The organism is Agromyces sp. Y558 (genome assembly GCF_059445415.1).
Genome location: NZ_JCAIUH010000003.1, coordinates 528,896 through 554,335 on the forward strand (window position 1 = coordinate 528,896; position 25,440 = coordinate 554,335).

Below are 25,440 nucleotides of genomic sequence, written 5' to 3' on the forward strand. Positions count from 1 at the left end.
AAGGGGTCGGCCCTCGGGCCGACCCCTTCTCATATTCTGCGTCGAGTCAGCTTTTGGGTGCCTGACCGCGACGGGTGCGAAGCTGTGTGAGCGCGTCATCGAGGAGGGCGGCCGCCTCTTCGTCCGTGCGACGTTCCTTCACGTAGGCGAGGTGCGTCTTGTACGGCTCGAGTTTCGAGACCGACGGCGGGTTCTCCCGGTCGCGCCCCGCCGGCAGACCGGACGACGGGCTGTCGATGGTCTCTGGGATCTCCTCTTCGGGCAGGCTGGCCGCGAAGTGGCGCACAGTCTCATTGCCGTGGGCGTCCCAGTAGCTGATGGCGACGCGATCGGCGTGGAACCCACGGTCTTGCTCGCCCATGGGTCCCGCGCCGACGCGTGAACCGCGGATAGCGCTGTTTCCTGATGCCATGATCGTGCTCCCGTCAGATTCCGGCGTCGAACTTGGTGATGAGGCCCAGCACGACGATGCAGGTGACCCACACGAGCCCGAGGATGACCGTGATGCGGTTCAGGTTGCGCTCGGCGACCCCGGATGCACCGAGGCTCGACGTGACGCCGCCACCGAACATGTCCGACAGACCGCCGCCACGACCCTTGTGCAGCAGGATGAGCAGCGTCAGCAGGAGGCTCGTGAGACCGAGCAGCACCTGCAGGACGACCTGGAGAATCTCCACTGGTGAACCTTTCCGGGCACGACAGATGAGTCGGGCCGACAATCGAGTATAGCTGGAAGCGCCAACGTGCCCGGGATCGCGAGCGACCCCGGGCACGGAGAATTCAGGCGCCGACGTGCTTCTTGAACCGCACGATGCTCGAGAACTCGTCGATGTCGAGGCTCGCACCGCCGACGAGCGCGCCGTCGACGTTCGGCTCGCGCAGGAAGGACGCGATGTTCGAGGCCTTCACGGAGCCGCCGTAGAGCACCCTCGTCGATTGTGCGACGTCTTCACCGACGAGCTCGACGAGGAGTGCACGGAGTGCGGCAGCCACCTGCTCGGCCTGCGCCGGCGTCGCGGCCTGGCCCGAACCGATCGCCCAGACCGGCTCGTACGCGACGACGAGGCCCTTCGCTCCGTCGACGCCCTCGAGAGCCGCGCGCAGCTGCGCGACCGGGACTGCACTCGGACCGTGCGTCTCGAGGTCTTCGGCGGTCTCGCCGATGCAGACCACCGGCACGAGGCCGTGGCGGTGCGCGGCCTTCACCTTCGCGTTGACCTCTGCATCGGACTCAGCGTGCAGCTGACGCCGCTCGGAATGCCCGATGATCACGTAGCGGCAGTCGAGCTGCGCGAGGAACGCGCCGGAGATCTCGCCGGTGTATGCGCCGGAGTCGTGCGCAGAGAGATCCTGCGCCCCGTAGGCGATGGGCAGTGAGTCTGCCGCAACCAGCGTCTGCACCGACCGAAGGTCGGTAAACGGCGGGAACACGGCGACCTCGGCGTCGGCGAAGTCGTGCTTCGCGTCGGCGAGGGCCCACGCCAACTTCTGCACGAATGCGATCGCCTGCAGGTGGTCGAGGTTCATCTTCCAGTTGCCTGCGATGAACGGGGTGCGTGCGCCGCCCTGAGCCGGTCGAAGCGTCACTGCCATCCGAGTACCTCCAGTCCGGGGAGCTTCTTGCCTTCGAGGAACTCGAGACTCGCGCCCCCGCCAGTTGAAATGTGACCGAATTGGTCATCGGCGAAGCCGAGTTGGCGAACGGCGGCCGCCGAATCACCACCGCCGACGACACTGAGCCCGTCGACCTGGGTGAGCGCCTCGGCGACCACACGGGTGCCCGCAGCGAACGGTTCGAGTTCGAACACGCCCATGGGGCCGTTCCAGAACACCGTCTTCGATGCGCGAATGTGTTCGGCGAACGCGGCGGCAGTCGCAGGTCCGATGTCGAGACCGAGTCCGGATGCCCCGAACGGCGTCTGTTCGATCGAATCGGCGGGTGCGATGACATGGTCGGCTTCCGCCGAGAACGATGCGGCCACCACGACGTCGGTCGGCAGCACGATGTCGACGCCGCGCTCGGTCGCCTCGGCGAGGTAGCCCTTGACCGTGTCGATCTGGTCGGCTTCGAGCAGGCTCGAACCGACCTTGTGCCCTTGGGCCGCGAGGAAGGTGAAGAGCATACCGCCGCCGATCAGCAGCGCATCGACCCGCGGAAGCAGGTGGGCGATGACGCCGAGCTTGTCGGAGACCTTGGAACCGCCGAGCACAACCGTGTACGGGCGCTCAGGTGTCTCGGTGAGACGGTCGAGCACGTCGAGCTCGGCGGCGATCAGGAGACCGGCCGCGCTCGGGCGCAATTGCTCGAGCTCGAACACGCTCGCCTGCTTGCGGTGCACCACGCCGAATCCGTCGGAGACGACGGCGTCGGCGAACTCCGCGAGTTCCCCGGCGAACGCCGTGCGCTCCCCCTCGTTCTTCGAGGTCTCCCCAGGGTTGAACCGCAGGTTCTCGAGTACGAGCACCTCGCCGTCGCCGAGGGCATCGACCTTCGCCGCGGCATCCGAACCGACCGTGTCGTTCGCGAAAGCCACCGGCGCCTCGATCAGCTCGCCGAGACGAGTCGCCACCGGTGCCAGGCTGTACTTCGGGTCGGGTGCACCCTCTGGGCGCCCCAAGTGGGACACCACGATGACGCGGGCTCCCTGAGCGACGAGCGCCGTCAGGGTGGGGACCGATGCCCGCACACGGCCGTCGTCCGTGATGACCCCGTCCCGCAGGGGGACGTTCAGATCACAACGGACGACGACGCGCTTGCCGGCGAGCGGACCGAGGGAATCGATCGTTCGCAGGGTCACTGGGTCTCGATTCAGAGACGTTCGGCGACGTACTCGGTGAGGTCGACGAGACGGTTGGAGTAGCCCCACTCGTTGTCGTACCAGCTCGAGAGCTTCACCTGGTCGCCGAGCACGCGCAAGAGGCCGGCATCGAAGATCGACGAGTGCGGGTCGCCGACGATGTCACTCGAGACGATCTCGTCTTCGGTGTACTTGAGGATGCCCTTCATGGGGCCTTCAGCCGCAGCCTTGTACGCGGCCTTGACCTCTTCAACGGTCACCGGGCGCGAGGAGGTGACCGTGAGGTCGGTGATCGAGCCGGTGGGAACGGGCACGCGCAGGGCAAAACCGTCGAGCTTGCCGACGAGCTCGGGCAGCACGAGGCCGAGGGCCTTCGCTGCACCGGTCGAGGTCGGCACGATGTTGACCGCGGCGGCGCGGGCGCGGCGCAAGTCTTTGTGCGGGCCGTCTTGCAGGTTCTGGTCGGCGGTGTACGCGTGGACCGTCGTCATGAGACCGCGCTCGATGCCGAATGCGTCGTTGAAGACCTTGGCGAGCGGTGCGAGGCAGTTCGTGGTGCAGGAGGCGTTCGAGATGATGTGGTGCTTCTCGGGGTCGTAGTCGTGCTCGTTCACGCCGATGACGAACGTCGCGTCTTCATCGGTCGCGGGTGCCGAGATGAGCACCTTCTTCGCGCCGGCCTCGATGTGCTTGCGCGCGTCGGTGGCTTTCGTGAAGAAGCCGGTCGACTCGATGACGATGTCGACACCCAACTCGCCCCAGGGCAGGTTGGCGGGGTCGCGCTCTGCGAAGGCCTTGATCGCCTTGCCGTCGACGATGATGTTGTCGTCGTCGTAGTCGACCGTCGCGTCCAGTCGGCCCGCGATCGAGTCGTACTTCAGGAGGTGAGCGAGGGTCTTGTTGTCGGTGAGGTCGTTCACGGCGACGATCTCGAGGTCTGCCCCCTGGGCGAGGGCGGCACGGAAGTAGTTGCGGCCGATACGGCCGAAGCCGTTGATGCCGATCTTTACAGACACAGATTTCTCCTGATTGACGATGGCGCGAACGCGCTCTTTCACTGGTGAACTGGTCGGACGGCGGTGTCCCCGGATATGCCCGAGGACACCATCCGTTTACGACAGTAGCAGCAGCCCTGAGGTCTTCTCACCAGCGATCTGGAACCGCTTCTGGACGTTCTCCCAGTTCGTGATGGCCCAGAACGCCTTCACGTAGTCGGCGCGCACGTTCTTGTAGTCGAGGTAGTAGGCGTGCTCCCAGACATCGAGCATGAGCAGCGGCACGATGCCGGCCGGCAGGTTGCCCTGCTGGTCGAAGAACTGCACGATGATCAGGCGTTCTCCGATCGAATCCCAAGCGAGCACCGCCCAGCCGGAGCCTTGCACGCCGAGGGCCGTCGCCGTGAAGTGCGCCTGGAACTTGTCGAACGATCCGAAGTGATCGTCGATCGCCGCGGCGAGATCGCCGGTGGGCTTGTCGCCGCCGTCTGGTGAGAGATTGGTCCAGAAGATCGAGTGGTTGACGTGGCCGCCGAGATTGAACGCCAGGTCTTTCTCGAGCTTGTTGACGTTCGCGAGATTGCCCGAGTCGCGGGCCTCCGCGAGCTGGGCGAGCGCAGTGTTGGCGCCAGTCACATACGCCTGGTGGTGCTTCGAGTGGTGCAGCTCCATGATCGTGGCGCTGATCGACGGCTCGAGCGCTGAGTAGTCGTACGGCAGATCGGGCAGGGTGTAGTCGGCCATTGCTTCTCCTTGTCAGATGCGCCGGGCCTCCGGGCGACCCCCGAGGTTCCGCGGCTGCCTTTCGAGTCTATGCCCGTCTCGATGCCCGCTGTCGGGGCATCCGCTCAGACCTCGTCAAGATCTGCAGGCAGGCTCGCTTCGGTGCCCGGCACGCCGAGATCTGCGGCCCGCTTGTCGGCCATCGCGAGGAGACGGCGAATGCGGCCTGCGACGGCGTCTTTGGTCATCGGCGGGTCGGCGTAATGACCGAGCTCGTCGAGGCTCGCCTCACGGTGGGACAGGCGCAACTCACCGGCGTACTTCAAATGCTCGGGGATGCCGTCGCCCAGCAACTCCATCGCCCGATCGACACGAGCGCACGCCGCAACGGCAGCCTGTGCCGAACGGCGCAGATTGGCGTCGTCGAAGTTCACGAGGCGATTCGCCGTCGCACGCACCTCGCGCCGCTGGCGCAGCTCCTCCCAGTTGCGCACCGTGTCGGTGGCACCCATCACTGCGAGCATCGCGCTGATCGCCTCGCCATCGCGAATGACGACACGGTGCACACCACGCACCTCCCGCGCCTTCGCCGAGACTCCGAGCCGACCAGCGGCGCCGACGAGGGCCATCGCGGTCTCGTTTCCGGGGCAGATGACCTCGAGAGCGGCCGAGCGGCCCGGATCGGTCAGACTCCCCTTCGCGAGGAACGCGCCGCGCCAGATCGCTGCCACCTCGTCGCGGGAACCGGTCGTCAGCTTGTTCGGCAGACCCCGAACCGGGCGCCGCCGAGCATCGAGCAAGCCGGTCTGGCGAGCGAGGGTCTCTCCGCCGTCGAGCACGCGCACGAGGTATTGGTTGGAGCGTCGCACGCCCGTCGGCGAGATCACCGAGACGTCGGGCCGCACGCCGTAGATCTCGGCCAGATCTCGAGTCACCCGTCGCACGAGCGTCGGCGAGTCGAGCTCCGCCTCGATCGCGATGCGGTTCGAGATGATGTGGAGCCCGCCCGCGAACCGCAGGATCGACGCCAGTTCTGCGACTCTGACGCCCGTCTTGGACACCTCGACGCGCGCCAGTTCTTCTTTCACGTCAGCGGTCAGTGCCACCTCAAGTCCCATCTCTCGTCATGTCGCCCGGCCGTCGATCACTCGCGGCCGAGATCCCGGTCTTTCACGCTGACGACGACTCCGGGCAGCGCGGCGATGCGCGAGCTCAGTTCGCGCACCAGGGCGACCGAGCGGTGCTTACCCCCGGTGCATCCGATCGCGATCGTGGCATGTCGTTTGTTCTCTCGCTGGTAGCCCGCGAGCACGGGCTCGAGCGCCTTCGTATACGCGTCGAGGAACTCGCGCGCTCCGGGCTGGCTCAGCACGTACTCCGAAACTGCGGCGTCATTGCCGGTGAGGTGGCGAAGCTCGGGGATCCAGAAGGGATTGGGCAGGAACCGCGCATCGGCGACGAGATCGGCATCGGCAGGCACCCCGTACTTGAATCCGAAACTCTGCATGGTGATGCGAAGCCCGGCGTGACCTTCTTCGGCGAATGTCTCGGTGACGAGGGTCGCGAGCTGGTGGATGTTGAGATCGGAGGTGTCGACGACGATGTCGCTCGCTTCGCGCAACTCGGACAGCCGCGCGCGCTCCGCGCCGATGCCGTCGAGGAGCGTGCCGTTGCCTTGCAGCGGGTGCGGGCGACGCACCGACTCGAAACGGCGCACGAGCACAGCGTCGGTCGCGTCGAGGAAGACGACGCGGACGCTGATGCCGGTTCGCAGCGCCTGAATGATCTCACGCAGCTCGGAGAAGAAATCCCCGCCGCGGATGTCGACGATCGCGGCGATGCGCGGCAGCGACGTGCCTGCCCGCTCCACGAGCTCCACGAGTGGGCGCAGCATCTGCGGAGGCAGGTTGTCGACGACGTACCAGCCGAGGTCTTCGAGTGCATTGCCGACGGTCGAGCGCCCGGCGCCGGACATGCCCGTGACGATCAGCATCTCTTGTTGCTCGGAATCAGCGGTCATCATGTCGAGGCCCCCTTTCCGCGTGTCGACACCCCAGCCTATCGGGGTGCAGGCGCGCCGTCGGCGTGCAGGGTTCGGTGCACGGTCGCTGCGAGCGTGGGTCCGATGCCCTTCACCTCGGCGATCTCGGGCTCGGAAGCGGTTCGCAACCGCGCGACCGATCCGAAGTGCCGCAGCAGCTCCTTCACCCGCGACGGACCGAGGCCCGCAATCTCGGAGAGCACGCTGCCGATGTCGCGTTTGCGGCGTTGCCGTTGGTGGGTGATGGCGAAACGGTGGGCCTCATCGCGCACCCGCTGGAAGAGGAAAAGAGCGTCGCTGTTGCGGGGCAGGATCACCGGGAAGTCACCCTCGGGCGTCCAGATCTCTTCAAGACGTTTGGCGATGCCGCAGAGGTAGATGCCCTCGACACCAGACTCCTCGAGCGCTCGGGCGGCCGCCGCGACCTGCGGTTGCCCGCCGTCGACCAACAGCAGGTTCGGTCGATAGGCGAATTTCTTCCGGCGTTCGGATGCCGCGGCATCCGTCTCGGCCGCGGCCTCAGCATCTTCGGGTGTCGTCGCCGAGCCTGGCTCGACCGGCGAACCGATCTGATCGGGCGATTTCAAGTAGGCGAGGCGGCGCGTGAGCACCTGGTGGATCGAGTCGGTGTCGTCGGTGGAGTGCGGAATCGTGAATCGGCGGTATTCGTCTTTGCGCGGAAGACCGTCTTCGAAGACGACCATCGAGGCGACGATGTTGGTGCCGCTGAGGTGACTGACGTCGTAGCACTCGATGCGCAGCGGGGCGTCGGCCATTCCGAGCGCCTCTTGGATGTCTTCGAGAGCGCGGGAACGAGTCGTGAAGTCAGCACTGCGCCGTGTCTTGTAGAGCATCAGAGTCTGTCTGGCGTTCTGCGTCGCGGTCGCGAGCAATGCCGCCTTGTCGCCGCGTTGCGCGGCGCGCAGTCGCACCTTTCGCCCGGAGAGGTCGCCGAGCCAGGTCTCGAGGGCAGGAGCATCATCGGGAAGCTCGGGCACGACGACTTCGGCCGGTGGTCTGCTGCCGTCACCATAGGCGTTCTGCACCACGGAGTCGACGAGATCGCTGAGCGGCACATCGAGCTCTTTGTCGACGGTCCACGAACGGACACCGCGGATGCGGCCGCCGCGAACGATGAACAGTTGTACGGCCGCTGCGAGCTCATCGTGGTCGATTCCGAATACGTCGATGTCGACCTTCTCGCCGAGCACCACAGCACTCTTCTCGAAGAACGACGTCGCGGCCTGCAGCCGGTCGCGCAGTCGTGCAGCCGATTCGTAGTCTTGCGCTGCGGCGGCCGTGCGCATGCGCTGCGTGAGCTCGCCGAGGATGCGCCGGTCTTGACTCGCCATGAAGGAGACGAAGCGGTCGACGTTCTCGCGGTGCTCTTCGACGCTGACGCGACCGGAGCACGGGCCGAAACAGCGTCCGATCTGCCCGGCGAAGCAGGGCTTTCCACTGGCGATGGCCCGGCGGTAGTCGGAGTCTTTGCACGTGCGGATGGGGAAGAGCTTGAGCAGGATCTCGAGAGTCTCGTTGACGGCCCAGACCTTGGGATACGGGCCGAAGTACCGGGCTCCGCGAATGTTGCGGTTGCGGGTGACCACCGCGCGCGGCGCCTCGTCAGCGAGCGTCACAGCAAGGTACGGGTAGGACTTGTCATCTTTGAACTGCACGTTGAACGGCGGGTCGAACTCGTTGATCCACGTGAACTCGAGCTGCAGCGCCTCGACTTCGTTCGCGACGACCGTCCATTCCACCGAAGCTGCGGTGGTGACCATCCGGCGGGTGCGCTCGTGCAGCGTGTGGAGGGGGGCGAAGTAATTCGACAGTCGCGCGCGCAGGTTCTTCGCCTTGCCGACGTACAACACGCGCCGGTCGGCGTCACGGAACCGATAGACGCCGGGAGATGTGGGGATCTCGCCCGTCTTCGGGCGGTACGGGACGCCCTGCGTGCTCGACAATGCTGTGTTCATCGCCTCAGCTGGCGACCTCGGCTCGCACCGACGCCGCGTCGAGCATCTCGCGCAGGAAGTAGCCGGTGTGACTCTCGGGCATGGCCGCGACCTGTTCTGGTGTGCCGGTCGCCACGATCTGGCCGCCACCCGACCCGCCTTCGGGTCCGAGGTCGATGATCCAGTCGGCCGACTTGATGACATCGAGACTGTGTTCGATCACGATCACAGTGTTGCCCTTATCGACGAGCTTGCCAAGCACCTTGAGCAGCTTCTGCACGTCTTCGAAGTGCAGACCGGTGGTCGGCTCGTCGAGCACGTACACGCTACGGCCGTTGGAACGACGTTGCAGCTCGGTTGCGAGCTTCACGCGCTGCGCCTCGCCGCCGGAGAGCGTCGTGGCGCTCTGTCCGAGCTGCACGTAACCGAGGCCGACATCGACGAGCGTCTTCAGGTAGCGGTGGATCGCCGAGATGGGCTCGAAGAACTCAGCCGCCTCACTGATCGGCATCTCGAGCACTTCGGCGATGTTCTTGCCCTTGTAGTGCACCTGGAGGGTCTCGCGGTTGTACCGCTTGCCACCGCACACCTCGCACGCGACGTAGACGTCGGGCAGGAAGTTCATCTCGATCTTGATCGTGCCGTCACCCGAGCACGCCTCGCAACGGCCGCCCTTGACGTTGAAGCTGAACCGGCCGGGGAGGTAGCCACGGGCCTTCGACTCGGTCGTCTCGGAGAAGAGGGTGCGAATGCGGTCGAAGACACCGGTGTAGGTGGCCGGGTTCGATCGCGGCGTGCGCCCGATCGGTGCCTGGTCGACATGCACCACCTTGTCGAGCTGATCGAGCCCGGTGACGCGACGGTGCTTGCCCGCGACCTTCCGGGCGCCGTTGAGGCGGTTCGCGAGCACCCGGTACAGGATGTCGTTCACGAGTGACGACTTGCCCGAGCCGCTCACGCCGGTCACGGCGGTGAGGATGCCGAGCGGGAACTCGACGTCGACACCGCGCAGGTTGTTGGCCTCTGCGCCCTGCACGGTGATCGTGCGCTCGGGGTCGACGGGGCGGCGCGTCTCGGGAATCGGAATCGCCTTGCGGCCCGACAGGTAGTCGCCCGTGAGTGAACGCGTGTTCTTCACGAGATCGGCGTAGCTGCCGGAGTGCACGACAGTGCCGCCGTTCACGCCCGCGCCCGGTCCGATGTCGACGATCCAGTCGGCCGTGCGGATCGTGTCTTCATCGTGTTCGACGACGATGAGGGTATTGCCGAGATCGCGAAGTGCGATCAGGGTGTCGATGAGTCGACGGTTGTCACGCTGGTGGAGGCCGATGCTCGGCTCGTCGAGCACGTAGAGCACGCCGGTGAGACCGGAACCGATCTGCGTCGCCAGACGGATGCGCTGCGCTTCTCCGCCGGAGAGGGTTGCCGCCGCGCGAGAGAGGTCGAGATAGCTGAGCCCGACGCGGATCAGGAAGTCGAGACGCAGCTTGATCTCGCGCAGCACCTGCGCGGCGATGGCCTTCTCGCGATCACTGAGTTCGAGGCGATCCATGAATGCACGGGCGTCGGTGAGACTCAGCAGGCCGACGTCGGCGATGCTCGCGTCGTGGATGAGCACCGACAGCACCTCGGGCTTCAGACGCTTGCCGTCGCAGACCGGGCACGGCACCTCTCGCAGGTACTCCGACCAGCGCGCGCGCTGCACATCGGTCTCGGCCTGCAGGTACTGACGCTCGATGTAGGGCACGACGCCCTCGAAGCCGGAGGTGTAGCTCATCTCGCGGCCGTAGCGGTTGCGCCACTTCACCTTGACCTCGAAGTTGTCACCACGGAGCACTGCCTGGCGAGCCACCTCGTCGAGCTCCTCCCACGGGGTATCGAGCGAGAACTCGAGATCTCGGGCGAGCCCGCCGAGGAGCTTCTCGTAGTAGTTGTAGAGACTCTTGCCCTGCGAGGTCCATGGAATGATGACCCCCTCGGTGATGCTCAGGCTCGGGTCGCCGAGCAGCAGCGCATCGTCGACCGACATTCGCGTGCCGAGCCCGGAGCACTCTGGGCAGGCACCGAACGGCGCGTTGAACGAGAAGGTGCGCGGTTCGATTTCGGTGAGTTGGATCGGGTGCTGATTGGGGCAGGAGAGCTTCTCGGAGAACGTCGCCCATGCGGCCGGCCCGGTCTCGTCGATGTAGTTGATCTGCACGACGCCGTCGGTCAGTCGCAGCGCCGTCTCGAGGGAGTCGGTGAGGCGGCCGAGCATGTCGGGGCTTGCGACGAGCCGGTCGATCACCACCGAGATGTCGTGCTTGACCTGCTTCTTCAGCGTCGGCGGTTCATCGAGTCTGATGACGTCGCCGTCGACGACGGCGCGCGTGTACCCCTGGGCGGCGAGGTCGCGGAAGAGGTCGACGAACTCGCCCTTCTTCTTCGACACGACCGGGCTCACGACCTGGTAGCGGGTGCCCTCAGCCAACTCCATGAGCTGGTCTGCGATCTGCTGCACCGTCTGCCGCTGGATGCGCTCACCGCAGACCGGGCAGTGCGGCACACCGATGCGCGCCCAAAGGAGGCGCATGTAGTCGTAGATCTCGGTGATCGTGCCGACGGTCGAGCGCGGGTTCCGGTTCGTCGACTTCTGGTCGATCGAGACTGCAGGGCTCAGGCCCTCGATGAAGTCGACATCAGGGCGGTCGACCTGCCCCAGGAACTGGCGAGCGTAGGCCGAGAGCGACTCGACGTAACGTCGCTGCCCTTCGGCGAAGATCGTGTCGAACGCGAGCGAGGACTTGCCCGAGCCCGAGAGACCTGTGAACACCACCATCGCATCACGCGGGATCTCGACGTCGACGTTCTGCAGGTTGTGTACGCGGGCACCGCGAACACTCAGGTGCGAATGGGCATCGAGACGTGAAACTGACACCCTTCGAGTTTAGAGAGCACCACCGACACGGATGCCTCGCGCACACGCGCTCTGAGCGAACATACGTTCGAATCGGGGCGAGATCACGGCTCGCTCGGCCTGAGCGCGAACCGGGCGATGGACGCGGCGGCAACGCGCGCGCGCCAGAGAAACAGGGATCGCTCTTCAGCCAAGGTGACCGGCTTTCTCCATCTGGCGGAGCTCGCGCTTGAGATCGGAGACCTCGTCACGCAAGCGCGCGGCGAGTTCGAACTTCAATTCGCCGGCCGCAACGAGCATCTGCTCGTTGAGATCGCGGATGAGGTCTTCGAGGTCGTTCGCGCCGGCCGCAGCGATGCCCTCGCGCCGGAGGTTCGGCACCGGCGCCTTCTTCTTCGCATCGCGACCGGCGAGCAGGGCGGCGGTGTCGGCGCCTTCGCGTGCGAGCACCTGGGTGATGTCGGCGATGCGCTTGCGAAGCGGTTGCGGGTCAATGCCGTTGACGCGGTTGTACTCGAGCTGACGATCTCGTCGTCTCGTCGTCTCGTCGATCGCCGACTTCATCGAATCGGTGAGCACATCGGCATACATGTGCACCTCACCCGAGACGTTTCGCGCGGCACGACCGATCGTCTGGATGAGTGACGTCGACGACCGCAGGAACCCCTCTTTGTCAGCGTCGAGGATCGCGACGAGGGACACCTCGGGCAGGTCGAGCCCTTCACGAAGAAGGTTGATGCCGACCAGGACGTCGTACACACCCGCCCGGAGTTCGGTCAACAACTCGACGCGGCGCAGCGTGTCGACATCTGAGTGGAGGTAGCGCACTCGCACCCCAGCCTCGGAGAGGAAGTCGGTGAGCTCTTCGGCCATCTTCTTGGTGAGGGTCGTGACGAGCACGCGCTCGTTTCGCTCGGCGCGAATGCGGATCTCGTCGAGAAGATCATCGATCTGGCCCTTCGACGGCTTCACGATGATCTGCGGATCGACGAGTCCTGTCGGGCGGATGATCTGCTCCACCACGCCGTCGGCGATGCCCATCTCGTAGCGACCGGGTGTGGCCGAGAGATAGACGGTCTGACCGACGCGCGCCTTGAACTCATCCCACTTCAGCGGTCGGTTGTCGAGCGCGCTCGGCAGGCGGAACCCGTGCTCGACGAGAGTGCGCTTGCGGGAGGAGTCGCCCTCGTACATCGCGCCGATCTGGGGAACCGTGACGTGCGACTCGTCGATCACCACGAGGAAGTCGTCGGCAAAGTAGTCGAGGAGGCAATGCGGGGCCTCCCCCGCCTGTCGGCCGTCGATGTGCCTCGAGTAGTTCTCGATGCCAGAGCAGAAGCCGATCTGCTCCATCATCTCGAGGTCGAATGTCGTGCGCATGCGCAGCCGCTGCGCTTCGAGCAGCTTGCCCTCGCGCTCGAGCTCGGCGAGCCGCTCTTCGAGTTCGATGCGGATCGTGCCGATCGCCCGCTGCATCACATCGGTGCTCGCCACGTAGTGCGACCCCGGGAACACCGCCACCGAGTCGAGCTTTGCAACTACCTGCCCGGTCAGCGGATGCAAGCTGTACAGCGCTTCGATCTCATCGCCGAACATCTCGATGCGGATCGCCAGTTCTTCGTAGATCGGAATGATCTCGATCGTGTCGCCACGCACTCGGAAATTGCCGCGCGAGAAGTCGACGTCGTTGCGCTGGTACTGCATCGAGACGAACTTGCGGATGAGCCAGTCGCGATCAACCCGTTGACCGACCTGCAGCGGCATCATGGCACCGAGGTACTCCTCAGGCGTACCGAGGCCGTAGATGCACGAAACCGACGAGACGACCACGACGTCGCGCCGGCTCAGCAATGAGTTCGTGGTGGAGTGCCGGAGCCGTTCGACTTCAGCGTTGACCGACGAGTCCTTCTCGATGAAGGTGTCGGTCTGCGGCACGTACGCCTCGGGCTGGTAGTAGTCGTAGTACGAGACGAAGTACTCGACCGCGTTGTTGGGCATGAGTTCGCGGAACTCGTTGGCCAGTTGCGCGGCCAGCGTCTTGTTGTGTGCGAGCACGAGCGTGGGCCGCTGCACCTGTTCAATGAGCCAGGCGGTGGTCGCCGACTTACCGGTGCCGGTCGCACCCAGCAGCACGACGTCGGTCTCGCCCGCGTTGATGCGACCTGCGAGTTCGGCGATCGCCGCCGGCTGGTCGCCGCTCGGGACGTACTCGCTGATGACCTCGAATGGTCGAACGGATCGTGTGGCCTGCATGCTCTCCAGTCTAGGATCGCCCGCCGACACCACGGCTGGGAGCGTTCTCGGACTGGCAGCGCACTACGCCTGAGCGCGCTCCTCGACGATTCGCCGCCAGAGGGCGTCGGTCTCACTCATCGTGTGCGCGAGCGACCCATCGGTGTCGATCACGACGTCGGCGATCGCGAGCCGCGCGGTGTTGTCGACCTGCGCGTCGACGCGAGCCTCAGCCTGGATCGGTTCGAGACCTCGATCCTTCACGAGCCGTTCCACCTGGGTGCGCCGCGGCGCGTTCGTCACGACGATGAGATCGAAGGGGTGGTCGACGGATGCCTCGACGAGGAGCGGAACGTCGTAGACGACGACCGCATCGGGGTCCTCCCGTTCGGCCTTCGCGAAGAGCTTGGCCGAGAGTTCGCGCACGGCTGGATGAACGATCGCGTTGAGCTTCGCGAGTGCGACCGGGTCGCCGAACACCTGCTCACCGAGTTTCGCCCGATCGAGCGACCCGTCGCGGTGCAGCACGTCGTCGCCGAACTCGGCGACGATCGCTGCCAGTGCGGGCGTGCCCGGCTCCACCACTCGCCGTGCGAGCTGGTCGGCATCGATGTGCACGGCGCCATGCTCGTAGAGCCGACGTGCGACGGTGGACTTTCCTGAGGCGATGCCGCCCGTGAGACCGATCAGATACACGCCACCACTCTAACCGTGCGACACTCGACGCGACGCCACCAGGAGGCGGGCCGACCGCGCCATGAACGCCGGAAGGCCGGCTCCCGAGGGAACCGGCCTTCCGAATTGCGGGTCGTGACTAGTTGTTGCTCGAGAGCTTCTCGCGCAGCGCCGCGAGCGACGCGTCATCGGCGAGGGTACCCGCGCCGGCGGAGTCGCCCGTGAACGACGGAGCACTCGTGGTGAACGAGTCGTCGGCGGCAGCAGCAATGCTCGCTTGCGCGACCTGCTTCTTGTGCGCCTCCCAACGAGCCTGGGCGGCAGCGTAGTCCTGCTCCCACTTCTCGCGCTGAGTATCGAAGCCCTCGCGCCACTCGTTGGTCTCGGGGTCGAAGCCCTCGGGGTACTTGTAGTTGCCCGCCTCGTCGTACTCGGTGAGCATGCCGTAGAGCGCCGGGTCGAACTCGGTGCTCTCGGGGTCGACGCCCTCGTTCGCCTGCTTCAGCGAGAGCGAGATGCGGCGACGCTCGAGGTCGATGTCGATGACCTTGACGAAGACCTCTTCGCCGACCGACACGACCTGCTCGGCGAGCTCGACGTGCTTGCCCGACAGCTCGGAGATGTGGACGAGGCCCTCGATGCCATCGGCAACGCGAACGAACGCACCGAACGGAACGAGCTTCGTGACCTTACCCGGGGCGACCTGGCCGATCGCGTGGGTACGGGCGAAGACCTGCCACGGGTCTTCCTGCGTCGCCTTGAGCGAGAGCGAGACGCGCTCGCGGTCGAGCTCGACGGAGAGCACCTCGACGGTGACCTCCTGGCCGACCTCGACGACCTCGCTGGCGTGCTCGATGTGCTTCCACGAGAGCTCGGAGACGTGGACGAGACCGTCGACGCCGCCCAGGTCGACGAACGCACCGAAGTTGACGATCGACGAGATGACGCCCTTGCGGATCTGGCCCGGGTGGAGGTTCGCGAGGAAGGTCGAACGCGACTCGGACTGCGTCTGCTCGAGCAGCGCGCGGCGCGAGAGCACGACGTTGTTGCGGTTCTTGTCGAGCTCGAGGATCTTCGCCTCGATCTCCTGGCCGAGGTACGGCGTGAGGTCGCGCACACGGCGAAGCTCGATGAGCGAGGCCGGGAGGAAGCCGCGAAGGCCGATGTCGACGATCAGGCCGCCCTTGACGACCTCGATGACCGAACCGGTCACGACGCCATCGGCTTCCTTGATCTTCTCCACGTCGCCCCATGCGCGCTCGTACTGCGCACGCTTCTTCGACAGGATGAGGCGGCCTTCTTTGTCTTCCTTCTGAAGAACGAGCGCCTCGACGGTGTCGCCGACGCCGACGACCTCGCTGGGGTCGACATCGTGCTTGATGGAAAGCTCACGCGAGGGGATGACACCCTCGGTCTTGTAGCCGACGTCGAGGAGTACCTCGTCGCGGTCGATCTTCACGACGGTGCCCTCGATGAGGTCGCCGTCGTTGAAGAACTTCAAAGTCTTCTCGACCGCGGCGAGGAAATCGTCAGCAGATCCGATGTCGTTGATCGCGACCTGCTTGGGTGCCTTGGTCGTTGCGGTTGTCATGTAGTGAATGCTCCGTAAAGGACAAAATCGAGCCCATCGCGCGGGAGAGCGTTATGTTGGTTCCGCGATGGGCGTGCGGACAGGGATGTCACACGAGTGACACTCAATCCTAACGGAATCACTCCCCCATGGGCAAACGAGCAGGTTCTGGCGGTCACACGAGACGTCGATCGCCCGATTCTTCGGTGAGCGGAGCGGGCCGAAGGATGCTCAGCAGCGCCGGCATTCTTCGGTGAGCGGAGCGGGCCGAGTGATGCTCAACAGCGCCGGCTCGAGGTCTGGATATTCGAAGGCGTACCCGGCATCGACCAGTCGTTCGGGCACGACCCACTTCCCTGCGAGGTTCACGAGCACATCGGCGCCGTCGACCACACGCCGGATCGCGGCCGTGTCGCCCCACGGGGCATCCGTTTCAGCACCGCGGCCGATCGTCACGACCTCGGCGCCTGCAGCACGGACGTGCGACACCAGGTGTCGCCCGATGAATCCGGACGCCCCCGCACTGACGATGCGCGTCATGCGTCTTCCTCCGCGTGCGGAATCAGGCGAGCAGCGCTGAGCGCAGCGTGTCGAGGCCGACGCCGCCCAGACCCAGCGCCCTGCGGTGGAACTCGCGGATGTCGAACGACGCACCCTCGCGGCGCGCGACCTCGTCACGCAACTGCTCCCAGATTCGCTGCCCGACCTTGTACGACGGCGCCTGCCCCGGCCAGCCGAGGTAGCGGTTCACTTCGAAGCGCACGAAACCGTCGTTCATGTTGACGTTCTCACCGAGGAACTCGAACGCATAGTCGCCGGTCCACACGCCATTGCCGTCGGGGCGCCGCTTGCCGAGGTGCACGCCGATGTCGAGCACCACGCGCGCCGCGCGCATGCGCTGGCCGTCGAGCATGCCGAGGCGGTCAGCCGGGTCGTCGAGATATCCGAGGCCCTGCATGAGTCGCTCGGCGTAGAGCGCCCACCCTTCGGCGTGGCCCGAGGTGCCCGCGAGCTGGCGGCGCCACGTGTTGAGCTGACCGCGGTTCACGACCGCCTGGCCGATCTGCAGGTGGTGACCGGGTACGCCCTCGTGGTACACCGTCGTGAGTTCGCGCCACGTGTCGAACTCGGTGACGCCTTCGGGTACCGACCACCACATTCGCCCCGCGCGCGAGAAGTCGTCGCTCGGCCCGGTGTAGTAGATGCCGCCCTCTTGCGTCGGCGCGATCATGCACTCGAGCGTGCGGATCTCGGCGGGAATGTCGAATTGGGTACCGGCGAGCTCGGAGACAGCGCGGTCGCTCGTCTCCTGCATCCACCGCTGCAGGGCGTCGGTACCGTGCAGCTTGCGCGACGGGTCGTTGTGGAGGAACGCGATCGCTTCGGCGACGGATGCCCCGGGCACGATCTCGTTCGCGATCGACTCCTGCTCGGCGACCATGCGGGCGAGCTCTTCGATGCCCCACTCGTAGGTCTCGTCGAGATCGATCTCGGCGCCGAGGAACTGGCGCGACTGCAGCGTGTAGATCTCACGCCCCACGGCGTCGTGCTCGCCGGCGACCGGCTTCAGTTCGTTCTCGAGGAACTCGGCGAGCCGGGCGTACGAGGCGGTGGCGGCCGCAGCACCGCTGCCGAGCTGGCTCGTCACCGACGACGGAAGTTCTGCGTCACCGGCCTTCGCGGATGCGGCGAAAGTGCCGAAGAACCCATCGGGCTGCGCAATACGACGCGCCTGCGCGGCGACCTCGCGCACCTGACGAGCCGCGGGCACGGTGCCCCGCGCGATTCCCTCGCGCAACGTTTCGACGTAGCCGTCGATCGCACCCGGAACCGCTTCGAGGCGGGCCGCGATGCGGTCCCACTCCTCTGGAGCGTCGGTGGGCATGAGGTCGAACACCTCGCGGATCTCTTGTGCGGGGCTCGCGATGACGTTGAGGTCGCGCAGGTGGAGGCCTGCATCGTGCCGCTCGAGTGCGAGCTCGAGTTCGCTGCCGAGGTCGGCGACGGTGATCCGGTCGACGTCGTCGACCGGGCTCGCCGCACGGAGCGCGGCGAGTGCCTCCCGCGTGGCTGCGATCGAGCGCTCGTGACCTTCGGGAGAGAAGTCGGCGAGTCGGTCGTCGTGCGTCGTACGCCCGATGTAGGTGCCGACGCCCGGGTCCAGTTCGACGAGTGTGTCGACCCACCCCTCTGCGATGCGATCGACGTCGGTCGGGGTGCGCTCACTCGATGCCATGCTGCGAGCCTATGACAGCGAGCCGACATCGCGCTCGCTTCCGGCGACCCGGCAGAACTCGCACGCGAACTCCCCGGCGTGCGAGCTTCACCGTGCGCACGAGCAGCGTCCGGTCATGGGCGCTGCCACCACCGCGGCGCCACGATCAGTGCGCAGCGTCCTCCCAGTTCGCGCCGCGCCCGATCTGCACGTCGAGCGGCACGAGCAGTTCGGCGGCGTGCGCCATGCGGTCGCGGACGACGGCCTCGAGCACCTCGGACTCCCCCTCTGCGACCTCGAAGATGAGCTCGTCGTGCACGGTCAGGAGCATGCGGCTGCCGAGCCCCTGTGCGGCGATGTCGGCCTCGACCTTCGCCATCGCGATCTTGATGATGTCGGCGGCCGAACCCTGGATCGGCGAGTTCAACGCAGCGCGCTCCGCGTTCTCACGGTGCACCCGGTTGGGGCTGTTCAAGTCGGGGAACGGGCGCCGGCGGCCGAAGATCGTCTCGGTGTATCCGTCGATCTTCGCCTGCTCGACCACGCTGCGCAGGTAGTCGCGTACGGCGCCGAACCGCTCGAAGTACTCCTTCATGAGCTGCGTGGCCTCAGCACGATCGATGCGGAGCTGCTTCGAGAGGCCGAATGCGCTCAGCCCGTATGCGAGACCGTACGACATGGCCTTCACCTTGGTACGCATCACGGGGGTGACCTCGGAGGGCTCGACCGAGAACACTCGCGCACCGACGAATCGGTGGAGGTCTTCGCCGGCATTGAACGCTTCGATCAGGGCGGGGTCGCCCGAGAGGTGCGCCATGATGCGCATCTCGATCTGCGAGTAGTCGGCGGTGAGGAGCTCGGTGTATTCGGGGCCGTGACGGAACGCCTTGCGGATGCGCCGGCCGTCTTCGGTGCGGATCGGGATGTTCTGCAGGTTCGGGTCGTTCGAGGACATGCGACCCGTCGCCGCGCCGATCTGCCCGTAGCTCGTGTGGATGCGCCCGTCATCTGCGATCGACTTGTCGAGGGACTCGACGATCTGCCGCAGCTTCGTGGCGTCACGGTGCTCGAGCAGGTAGCCGAGGAAGGGGTGCGGGTTCGACTCCTGCAGGTCGGCCAGCGCACTCGCGTCGGTCGTGTAACCCGTCTTCGTCGCCCGTGTCTTCGGCATGCCGAGCTGGTCGAAGAGCACCTCTTGCAGTTGCTTCGGTGAACCGAGGTTGACCTCCCGGCCGATCTCCGCGAACGCCGCCTCCGCAAGGCCCGCTGCGCGAGTGCCGAGCTCGGAGGAGAGTTCGGCCAGCTCGGCGTGGTCGACGGTCACACCGCGCATCTCCATCGCAGCAAGCACCGACACCAGCGGCATCTCGATGTCGGCGAGCAGCTGCCGCGAGCTCTCGGGGAGGGCTCGGAGCACGACGGGGGCGACCCGGAGCGAGTACCAGGCGTACTCGGGGGCGCCTGCGTCGCCGCCCTCTTCGGGCACGAGCTGAGCGGGATCGGCCTGCGGCACGGTCTCACCGAGATAGCGCTCGACGAGGTCGGCGAGCGTCTTCTCGGCGAGGATCGGTCGCACGAGCCATCCGGCGACGAGGGTATCGACGACGAGCCCGTCGAACGCGAGCCCCGATCGCATGAGCGCCTTCAGCTGCGGCTTCGCGTCGGTCATGATCTTCGGTGCGTCGCTCGCGAGCCATGCCTCGAACGGGGCGTAGTCGGGTCGCCCCGCCTGCCACGGCAGCTGCACGGTCTCGTCGGCGGTCGCGATGCCCGCGCCGATCACGAGGCCGTCGAGCACCTCGACGCTGAGGCCGAGGCCGGCGGGCTCGGCGGCGACGGCGCGCTCGATCCAGGCGGCGAGCTCTTCGTCGAGGAGGCGGCGCGGGCTGGGCGCTACGGGGGCGGCGGGCGCGTCTGCGGCCGGGGTTGCAGGCGCAGCGGATGTCGCGGCCGCGCCGTTGCCATTGCCGTTGCCCGCTGCGATCTTCTTCATGCGTTCGAAGAGCGTGCGGAACTCGAGCCGCTCGAACAACGGCTGCACCGCATCGATGTCGATCGGCTTCGCCTCGAGTTCGTCGAGCTCGACCTCGAGCTCGACATCGGTGACGAGCCGGTTGAGCCGGCGATTGCGGATCGCGTTCTCTTTCTCGTCGCGCAGGTTCTGTCCGACGACGCCCTTGATCTCGTCGGCGTGCTCGAGGATGCCGTCGAGGGAGCCGTAGAGGCCGAGCCACTTGACCGCGGTCTTCTCGCCGACCTTCGTGATGCCGATGAGGTTGTCGCTCGTCTCACCGACGAGCGCCGCGATGTCGGGGTATTGCTCGGGGCGGATGCCGTAGCGCTCGATCACCGCATCGGTGTCGTAGCGCTTCAGCTGGGAGACGCCCTGCGTGTTCGGGTAGAGCAGCGTGACATCGTCGTTGACGAGCTGGATGGTGTCGCGGTCGCCCGAGACCAGCAGCACCCGGTAGCCCTCTGCGCGCCCGCGCGCCGCGAGCGTCGCGAGGATGTCGTCGGCCTCGAAGTCCTCTTTCTCGATGGTGCGAATGCCCATCGCCTTCAGCGCGTCTTGCAGCAGCGGCACCTGCCCCTTGAACTCGACCGGTGTCTCACCGCGCGTGCCCTTGTACTCGGGGTACTCGCGAGTACGGAAGGAAGCGCGCGAGATGTCGAAGGCGACCGCGATGTGCGTCGGCTTCTCGTTCTGCAGCAGCAGGAGCAGCATCGACAGGAAGCCGTGGATGGCGTTCGTGTGCTGACCGTCGCGGGTGGTGAAACTGTCGACTGGGAGGGCGTAGAAGGCCCGGAAGGCCAACGAATGGCCGTCGACGACGAGGAGGGTAGGCTTTTCTGCGTCCGACACCCCCCAAGACTACAAGCGGCCGACGACACTGCCCGACGGCCCATCTCGAAGGCGAGCATGACTCAGACGAGCGACCCGATCGACTTCCTGCAAGTGCGTGGAACGGGCGCGCTGGCCGAGAAGATGGGCATCGAGTTCCTCGAGTTCTCCGTCGATCGTTCGGTCGCGAGAATGCCGGTCGAGGGCAACACGCAGCCCGCGATGCTGCTGCACGGCGGAGCGTACGTCGTGCTCGGCGAATCACTCGGTTCCATGGCCGCGAACCTCTGGGCCGGCGACGGCCGGCTCGCCGTCGGCATCGAGGTCAACGCGACCCACACCCGCTCCGCGACGAGCGGCTGGGTCACCGGCGTCTGCACGCCGATCCACCTCGGCCGCACCCTCACGACGCACGAGATCGCTATGACCGACGACGCGGGCCGGCGCTGTTCGACGATCCGCATCACGAACCTGATCAAAGACCTGCCGGTGGCCTGAGCGGGTACGGGAACAGCAAGCACGAGAACAGCGGATGCCGCGGCGACACGTGTCGCCGCGGCATCCGCTGTTGTGGAACGGTGTCGCCTACTTCTTCGCCGAAAGCTGCTCGATGATCGCCTGCGAGACGTCTTTCATGGTGAGACGGCGGTCCATCGATGCCTTCTGGATCCACCGGAACGCCTCGGGCTCGGTGAGCCCCATCTTCTCGTTGAGCAGGCCCTTCGCGCGATCGACGAGCTTTCGGGTCTCGAAACGCTCGACGAGGTCGCCGACCTCGGCCTCGAGCGCGATGATCTGCGCGTGGCGTGCGAGGGCGATCTCGATCGCGGGCAGCAGGTCGTTGGGGGTGAACGGCTTCACGACGTATGCGAGCGCACCCGCCTCGCTGGCCCGCTCGACGAGCTCCTTCTGGCTGAACGCCGTGAGAAGCACGACGGGCGCGATGTGGCCTTTCGAAAGTCGTTCGGCGGCCGAGATTCCGTCGAGCTGGGGCATCTTGACGTCCATGATGACGAGATCGGGCCGAAGCTCGGTCGCGAGCGCGACCGCGGTTTCGCCGTCTCCGGCCTCTCCAACGACCTCGAAGCCGTTGTCGCGCAGGATCTCGACGATGTCGAGGCGGATGAGCGACTCATCTTCGGCTACGACGACGCGGCGCGGTGCCGGCTGGGTTGATTCTGTGTCTGTCACGCAGGAAAGCCTACGGTATCCTGAGCGAGGCCCTTGGCCGGTGTGGCGGAATGGCAGACGCGGAGCACTCAAAATGCTTTGCCCGAAAGGGCGTGTGGGTTCGACCCCCACCACCGGCACGGAGCACGATCGGCTCCCGTTCAGAGGCGATCGCGACGAGCTCGCTCTCCGAAGGCATCGAGAGCCCGCAGCACGTCGCTCGCCTGCCAGATGCGATAACGCGCGCCGCCCGATGCCTTCGTGAGCACGCCTGCCTCCACGAGCTTGTCGATGGAGCTCTGCGCCGCCACCTCGCTGACGTTCAACGCGGCGGCTGCCGTCTTCGCGAAGATCACGGGCTGTCGCAGCAGGTACTCCTTCAGACGATGCACCGACGAGTCCGCTCGTGCGGTCACCGCCGTGTTCCACCGGGCACTGATCTCTTGGATGTCGTCGACCAGGCGTCGGCCGTTGTTGATCGCGGTGAACGACGCTTCGGCGACGATTCCGACGATGTCGTTCGGGTCTCCGTCTCGGTACCTCGTGAGTGCCTCGAAATAGGCGTGCGTATCGCCGAGGAGTCCGGCTGAGACCGGCACCGCAACGTTCCGAGTGACTCCGCCTGCGCGCAGCATGCCCTGCAACAGCGCGCGCCCGGTGCGGCCATTGTCGTCTGGGAACGGGTGGATCGTCTCGAACTGGGCATGAGCGATCGCAGCTTGGGCGAGAACCGGCACATCTGTGCGCTGGGCGAACGCCACGAGATCCGACATCAGCTCGGCTACTCGGTCGTGATGGGGAGGCACGAACTTCGCTGCATGCGGTGAGATGCCGCCGCCACCGATCCAGACCTGTTGATCGCGCCACCGGCCGACGTAGTGCGGTGCGGATGACGTGAGCAGAGCTTCGTGCATCGCGATGATCGCGTTCTCGTCGAGACGGTCCGACAGCGCGATCGCCGCGTTCATCGCCCCCACGTTCGACACGACGAGGTCGGCGTTTCCGGAGCGGGACTCGCCGATCTCGGCAAGGGCGACCTGCTTCGCGCTCGAGGTGAGGTCTTCGACTTCGGAGCTGGATGCACTCTCTGTGCGAAGCAGGATCGATGCGAAGGGAGCCGCGATGAGGCCGGTGCTCGTGTCGAACCGCGTCAGCTCATTGCTCGCATCATCTGCAAGAGCGAGCACTTCGGGTTCCAGCTCAACTCGCTCATTCGCGATCAGCGGCGGGATCGACGCCCGATAGTCTCCGGCGGCGGCCCGGAGGGCCCGGCGAGACGCCACTGCATCCCCCCGGCGTTCCCACGCACGGGCCTCGTACTCGACCGGCGGCCATGAGTTCGGGCGTCGGCTCATCTGGCGCGGTTGATCGTTTGCCATGTCAACAGCTTACCAAAGGCTCTTTGAGTATCCTTTGCTCAGTTGGATCACTCAATCGCCGGTGGTGCGGCCAGTATGCATTGCGCCGCTTGATGAGACGACGAAGATATGGGCCGATGACGAGCTCGGCGAGGCGGCCGAGCGGGCCGAGCGGGGCGGCGAAGGCCACCCGATCGATCATGAGCGTGCCGACATCCTCGGCCGCCTCGAACCGATGCTCGTGCCGGAACCACCGGAACGGACCGCGCACCTGCTCGTCGACGAACGAGTCCGGCCGGCCGAGGTGCGTGATGCGACTCGTCATGCGGATCGGCACGCCGAAGTGCCACGCGCGTCACGTGACCTCCTCGCCGAGACCGATCACGCCCGAAGTCACCCCGTCGACGGCGCGCTCCCGTGTCGCCGCCATCGAGGCCGTGTGCGCGTCAATGCTGAGGGATCGATCGAACGCCGTCTCGACCGCGATCGGCAGACGGGTACGACACTCGAACTCGACGACCACTCCCGCATTCTGGCACGCAGGGAGACGGATGCCGCGACATCCGTTGCCCGACCAGGAGCGCGCGAAAGGAGCCGGTTCGATCGGACCGGCTCTCCTTCCACCGTGCTCGGGGTCGTACCGAGGCGTCCGAGCTACTTCGACGTCCCCGCCTCGAGGATCGACACGATCGAGAACAGGGTGAAGCACACCGCGCCGAGACCCACCAGGACGTGCGCGCCGACGAAGAAGCCCGACTGGGTCGTGGTCGCCACGAAGAGGAACGCCGCGAAGAACAGGCACGCGAGCGCCGTGGCCACCGGGATGATCGGAATCCGATTGGCGAGGGCGAAGACCTGGCGCCACACGAGCGCGAGCAGAAGCACCTTCGACAGGATGCTGAAGCAGATGAGGCCCAGACCGATCAGGACGGTCCCGGGGGCGAGGCGCGCCGGCTCATCCGAGCTGAACAGCACCACGAGCCCCAAGACAACGTTGATGGTTCCCATCGCGACGACCCACCACGACCAGCGGTAGCGCTCGGCGTCGCCGAACTCGTTGCGGACCTGTCGCACGATGCTCGCGACGAGCGCGATGAGTGCGGAGCAGATCAGCGACAGGCCGGCCAGGACGTGCCCCGCGACCAGCGCGGCGCTGCCGCCCCTCGCATACAGGGTCACCGCGATCACGAGCCCGACGAGTGCGAGCAGCGCGGGGATCGCGATCAGCACGGCACCGACACCACGTGAATAGGCACCTTCCGGCGCACCGCCCCCGACGGGCCGCGCAGCGCTCTTCTGGATGAGCACGAACTTGGTCGACGCCGTGGCCACGGTGCTCACGCATCCCGCGATGAACCCGATGCCGAGTACCACATGACCCGCCACGACGAACTGCGGCTCGTCGCCTCGACCGATGATCGTGATGCCCCAGATCACCGTCGCGAGGGCGACCGCGTACCCGAGCACCGGCAGCGCGACGACCCAGAACTGGCCGTACCGGTGAACGAGCTGACGAATGATCGTCGCGGCCGTCGTGAAGAGCGCGATGCAGATCGCGGTCAGGGCGATGTTGACGTGGCCTGCGACGAAGTGGTCCGCGTCGCTACCGCCCGACAGGACATAGAGCCCGAACCCGAGGCATACGGCCCCCATCACCAACGGGATCGCACGAAAGAGAACGCTGATCGACGGAGTCATCTCCACTCCCCAGGTGGATGAGATGGTGCGTTCGCATTCTAGCAACACGTGAGTCCGGCCCGTCGGGCGGAGTTGCCCGCTCCTTAGTGTTCCACTCCCGCGAGAGGTGCCCCCGAACCGCGACATCCGCACCCCGCCTGTGAGCGCGCGAACGGAGCCGGCCCCTCAGCGGGACCGGCTCCTCGCGGGCTGACGGCTAGATGTATTTCCCCGTGAGGTTGTGAACGCGGGCTGAGGGTGTGAGGCCGCCGATGCCGGTGTGGGGTCTGTGG

The 25,440-nt window shown here is 66.2% G+C and carries 22 protein-coding genes and 1 tRNA gene; 2 read left to right on the top strand and 21 right to left on the bottom strand.

From position 1 onward, the window contains the following. Positions 1-46 precede the first annotated feature (46 nt). The 16 genes from AC1C2T_RS17375 to polA all read right to left on the bottom strand — a co-directional run bounded on the left by AC1C2T_RS17375 (position 47) and on the right by polA (position 20,963). A complete protein-coding gene (locus tag AC1C2T_RS17375) occupies positions 47-412 on the bottom strand; it encodes an RNA polymerase-binding protein RbpA (RefSeq protein WP_495360233.1) in 366 nt (121 codons plus the stop codon). A 13-nt stretch (positions 413-425) separates the two neighbouring features. After that, on the bottom strand, positions 426-677 hold the full coding sequence (secG, locus tag AC1C2T_RS17380) for a preprotein translocase subunit SecG (RefSeq protein WP_108595410.1): 252 nt from the start codon (positions 675-677) through the stop codon (positions 426-428). A 103-nt stretch (positions 678-780) separates the two neighbouring features. Continuing rightward, positions 781-1,593: a triose-phosphate isomerase gene (gene tpiA / locus AC1C2T_RS17385; RefSeq protein WP_495360234.1), complete on the bottom strand. Its 813-nt coding sequence runs from the start codon at positions 1,591-1,593 to the stop codon at positions 781-783. Next, positions 1,584-2,798 (bottom strand): phosphoglycerate kinase, encoded by a 1,215-nt coding sequence (locus AC1C2T_RS17390; protein ID WP_495386112.1) that lies wholly within the window; start codon positions 2,796-2,798, stop codon positions 1,584-1,586. The genes tpiA and AC1C2T_RS17390 overlap by 10 nt, the downstream gene beginning before the upstream one ends. An 11-nt stretch (positions 2,799-2,809) precedes the next feature. Then, positions 2,810-3,814 carry a type I glyceraldehyde-3-phosphate dehydrogenase gene (gene gap, locus AC1C2T_RS17395; protein ID WP_495360236.1) on the bottom strand — a complete coding sequence of 335 codons (1,005 nt, stop codon included), beginning with the start codon at positions 3,812-3,814 and terminating at the stop codon, positions 2,810-2,812. 96 nt (positions 3,815-3,910) lie between these two features. Further along, the gene (locus AC1C2T_RS17400) at positions 3,911-4,537 is read right to left on the bottom strand and encodes a superoxide dismutase (protein WP_495386113.1); all 627 of its coding nucleotides are present in this window, start codon (positions 4,535-4,537) and stop codon (positions 3,911-3,913) included. 104 nt (positions 4,538-4,641) lie between these two features. Continuing rightward, positions 4,642-5,622 (bottom strand): DNA-binding protein WhiA, encoded by a 981-nt coding sequence (gene whiA, locus AC1C2T_RS17405; protein ID WP_495360238.1) that lies wholly within the window; start codon positions 5,620-5,622, stop codon positions 4,642-4,644. 38 nt (positions 5,623-5,660) lie between these two features. Then, positions 5,661-6,536 (bottom strand): RNase adapter RapZ, encoded by an 876-nt coding sequence (gene rapZ, locus AC1C2T_RS17410; RefSeq protein WP_495360830.1) that lies wholly within the window; start codon positions 6,534-6,536, stop codon positions 5,661-5,663. A 38-nt stretch (positions 6,537-6,574) separates the two neighbouring features. Next, positions 6,575-8,533: an excinuclease ABC subunit UvrC gene (uvrC, locus tag AC1C2T_RS17415; RefSeq protein ID WP_495386114.1), complete on the bottom strand. Its 1,959-nt coding sequence runs from the start codon at positions 8,531-8,533 to the stop codon at positions 6,575-6,577. 4 nt (positions 8,534-8,537) lie between these two features. Further along, positions 8,538-11,429 (bottom strand): excinuclease ABC subunit UvrA, encoded by a 2,892-nt coding sequence (uvrA, locus tag AC1C2T_RS17420; RefSeq protein WP_495360240.1) that lies wholly within the window; start codon positions 11,427-11,429, stop codon positions 8,538-8,540. Positions 11,430-11,594: 165 nt separating this feature from the next. Then, positions 11,595-13,661: an excinuclease ABC subunit UvrB gene (uvrB, locus tag AC1C2T_RS17425; protein ID WP_495360241.1), complete on the bottom strand. Its 2,067-nt coding sequence runs from the start codon at positions 13,659-13,661 to the stop codon at positions 11,595-11,597. A 63-nt stretch (positions 13,662-13,724) separates the two neighbouring features. Further along, positions 13,725-14,336: a dephospho-CoA kinase gene (gene coaE, locus AC1C2T_RS17430; protein ID WP_495360242.1), complete on the bottom strand. Its 612-nt coding sequence runs from the start codon at positions 14,334-14,336 to the stop codon at positions 13,725-13,727. A gap of 118 nt (positions 14,337-14,454) precedes the next feature. Further along, a complete protein-coding gene (gene rpsA / locus AC1C2T_RS17435) occupies positions 14,455-15,906 on the bottom strand; it encodes a 30S ribosomal protein S1 (protein WP_495360243.1) in 1,452 nt (483 codons plus the stop codon). 210 nt (positions 15,907-16,116) lie between these two features. After that, on the bottom strand, positions 16,117-16,425 hold the full coding sequence (locus AC1C2T_RS17440; RefSeq protein ID WP_495386115.1) for a DUF1731 domain-containing protein: 309 nt from the start codon (positions 16,423-16,425) through the stop codon (positions 16,117-16,119). A 22-nt stretch (positions 16,426-16,447) separates the two neighbouring features. Further along, on the bottom strand, positions 16,448-18,121 hold the full coding sequence (locus AC1C2T_RS17445; RefSeq protein WP_495386116.1) for a DUF885 domain-containing protein: 1,674 nt from the start codon (positions 18,119-18,121) through the stop codon (positions 16,448-16,450). Between the two features lie 145 nt (positions 18,122-18,266). Then, entirely contained in the window at positions 18,267-20,963 is a 2,697-nt protein-coding gene (gene polA / locus AC1C2T_RS17450; protein WP_495386117.1) for a DNA polymerase I, read from the bottom strand. Positions 20,964-21,020: 57 nt separating this feature from the next. On the opposite strand from polA, the gene AC1C2T_RS17455 reads away from it, so the two are divergent. After that, entirely contained in the window at positions 21,021-21,440 is a 420-nt protein-coding gene (locus AC1C2T_RS17455; RefSeq protein ID WP_495360247.1) for a hotdog fold thioesterase, read from the top strand. A gap of 87 nt (positions 21,441-21,527) precedes the next feature. Here the strand turns inward: AC1C2T_RS17455 and AC1C2T_RS17460 are convergent, their stop codons facing one another. Further along, positions 21,528-22,133 (bottom strand): ANTAR domain-containing response regulator, encoded by a 606-nt coding sequence (locus AC1C2T_RS17460; protein ID WP_495353845.1) that lies wholly within the window; start codon positions 22,131-22,133, stop codon positions 21,528-21,530. A gap of 36 nt (positions 22,134-22,169) precedes the next feature. Here AC1C2T_RS17460 and AC1C2T_RS17465 point away from each other — a divergent pair. Further along, a tRNA-Leu gene (locus AC1C2T_RS17465) sits at positions 22,170-22,252 on the top strand. Between the two features lie 21 nt (positions 22,253-22,273). Here AC1C2T_RS17465 and AC1C2T_RS17470 read toward each other — a convergent pair. The 4 genes from AC1C2T_RS17470 to AC1C2T_RS17485 all read right to left on the bottom strand — a co-directional run bounded on the left by AC1C2T_RS17470 (position 22,274) and on the right by AC1C2T_RS17485 (position 25,168). Further along, positions 22,274-23,491, bottom strand: a complete 1,218-nt coding sequence (locus tag AC1C2T_RS17470) for a Fic family protein (RefSeq protein WP_495386118.1) — start codon at positions 23,489-23,491, stop codon at positions 22,274-22,276. 1 nt (position 23,492) lies between these two features. Next, positions 23,493-23,795: an SRPBCC family protein gene (locus AC1C2T_RS17475; RefSeq protein ID WP_495386119.1), complete on the bottom strand. Its 303-nt coding sequence runs from the start codon at positions 23,793-23,795 to the stop codon at positions 23,493-23,495. Positions 23,796-23,825: 30 nt separating this feature from the next. Continuing rightward, the gene (locus tag AC1C2T_RS17480) at positions 23,826-23,993 is read right to left on the bottom strand and encodes a hypothetical protein (protein ID WP_495386120.1); all 168 of its coding nucleotides are present in this window, start codon (positions 23,991-23,993) and stop codon (positions 23,826-23,828) included. A 131-nt stretch (positions 23,994-24,124) separates the two neighbouring features. Then, positions 24,125-25,168: a DUF2776 family protein gene (locus AC1C2T_RS17485; RefSeq protein ID WP_495386121.1), complete on the bottom strand. Its 1,044-nt coding sequence runs from the start codon at positions 25,166-25,168 to the stop codon at positions 24,125-24,127. Positions 25,169-25,440: the final 272 nt, after the last annotated feature.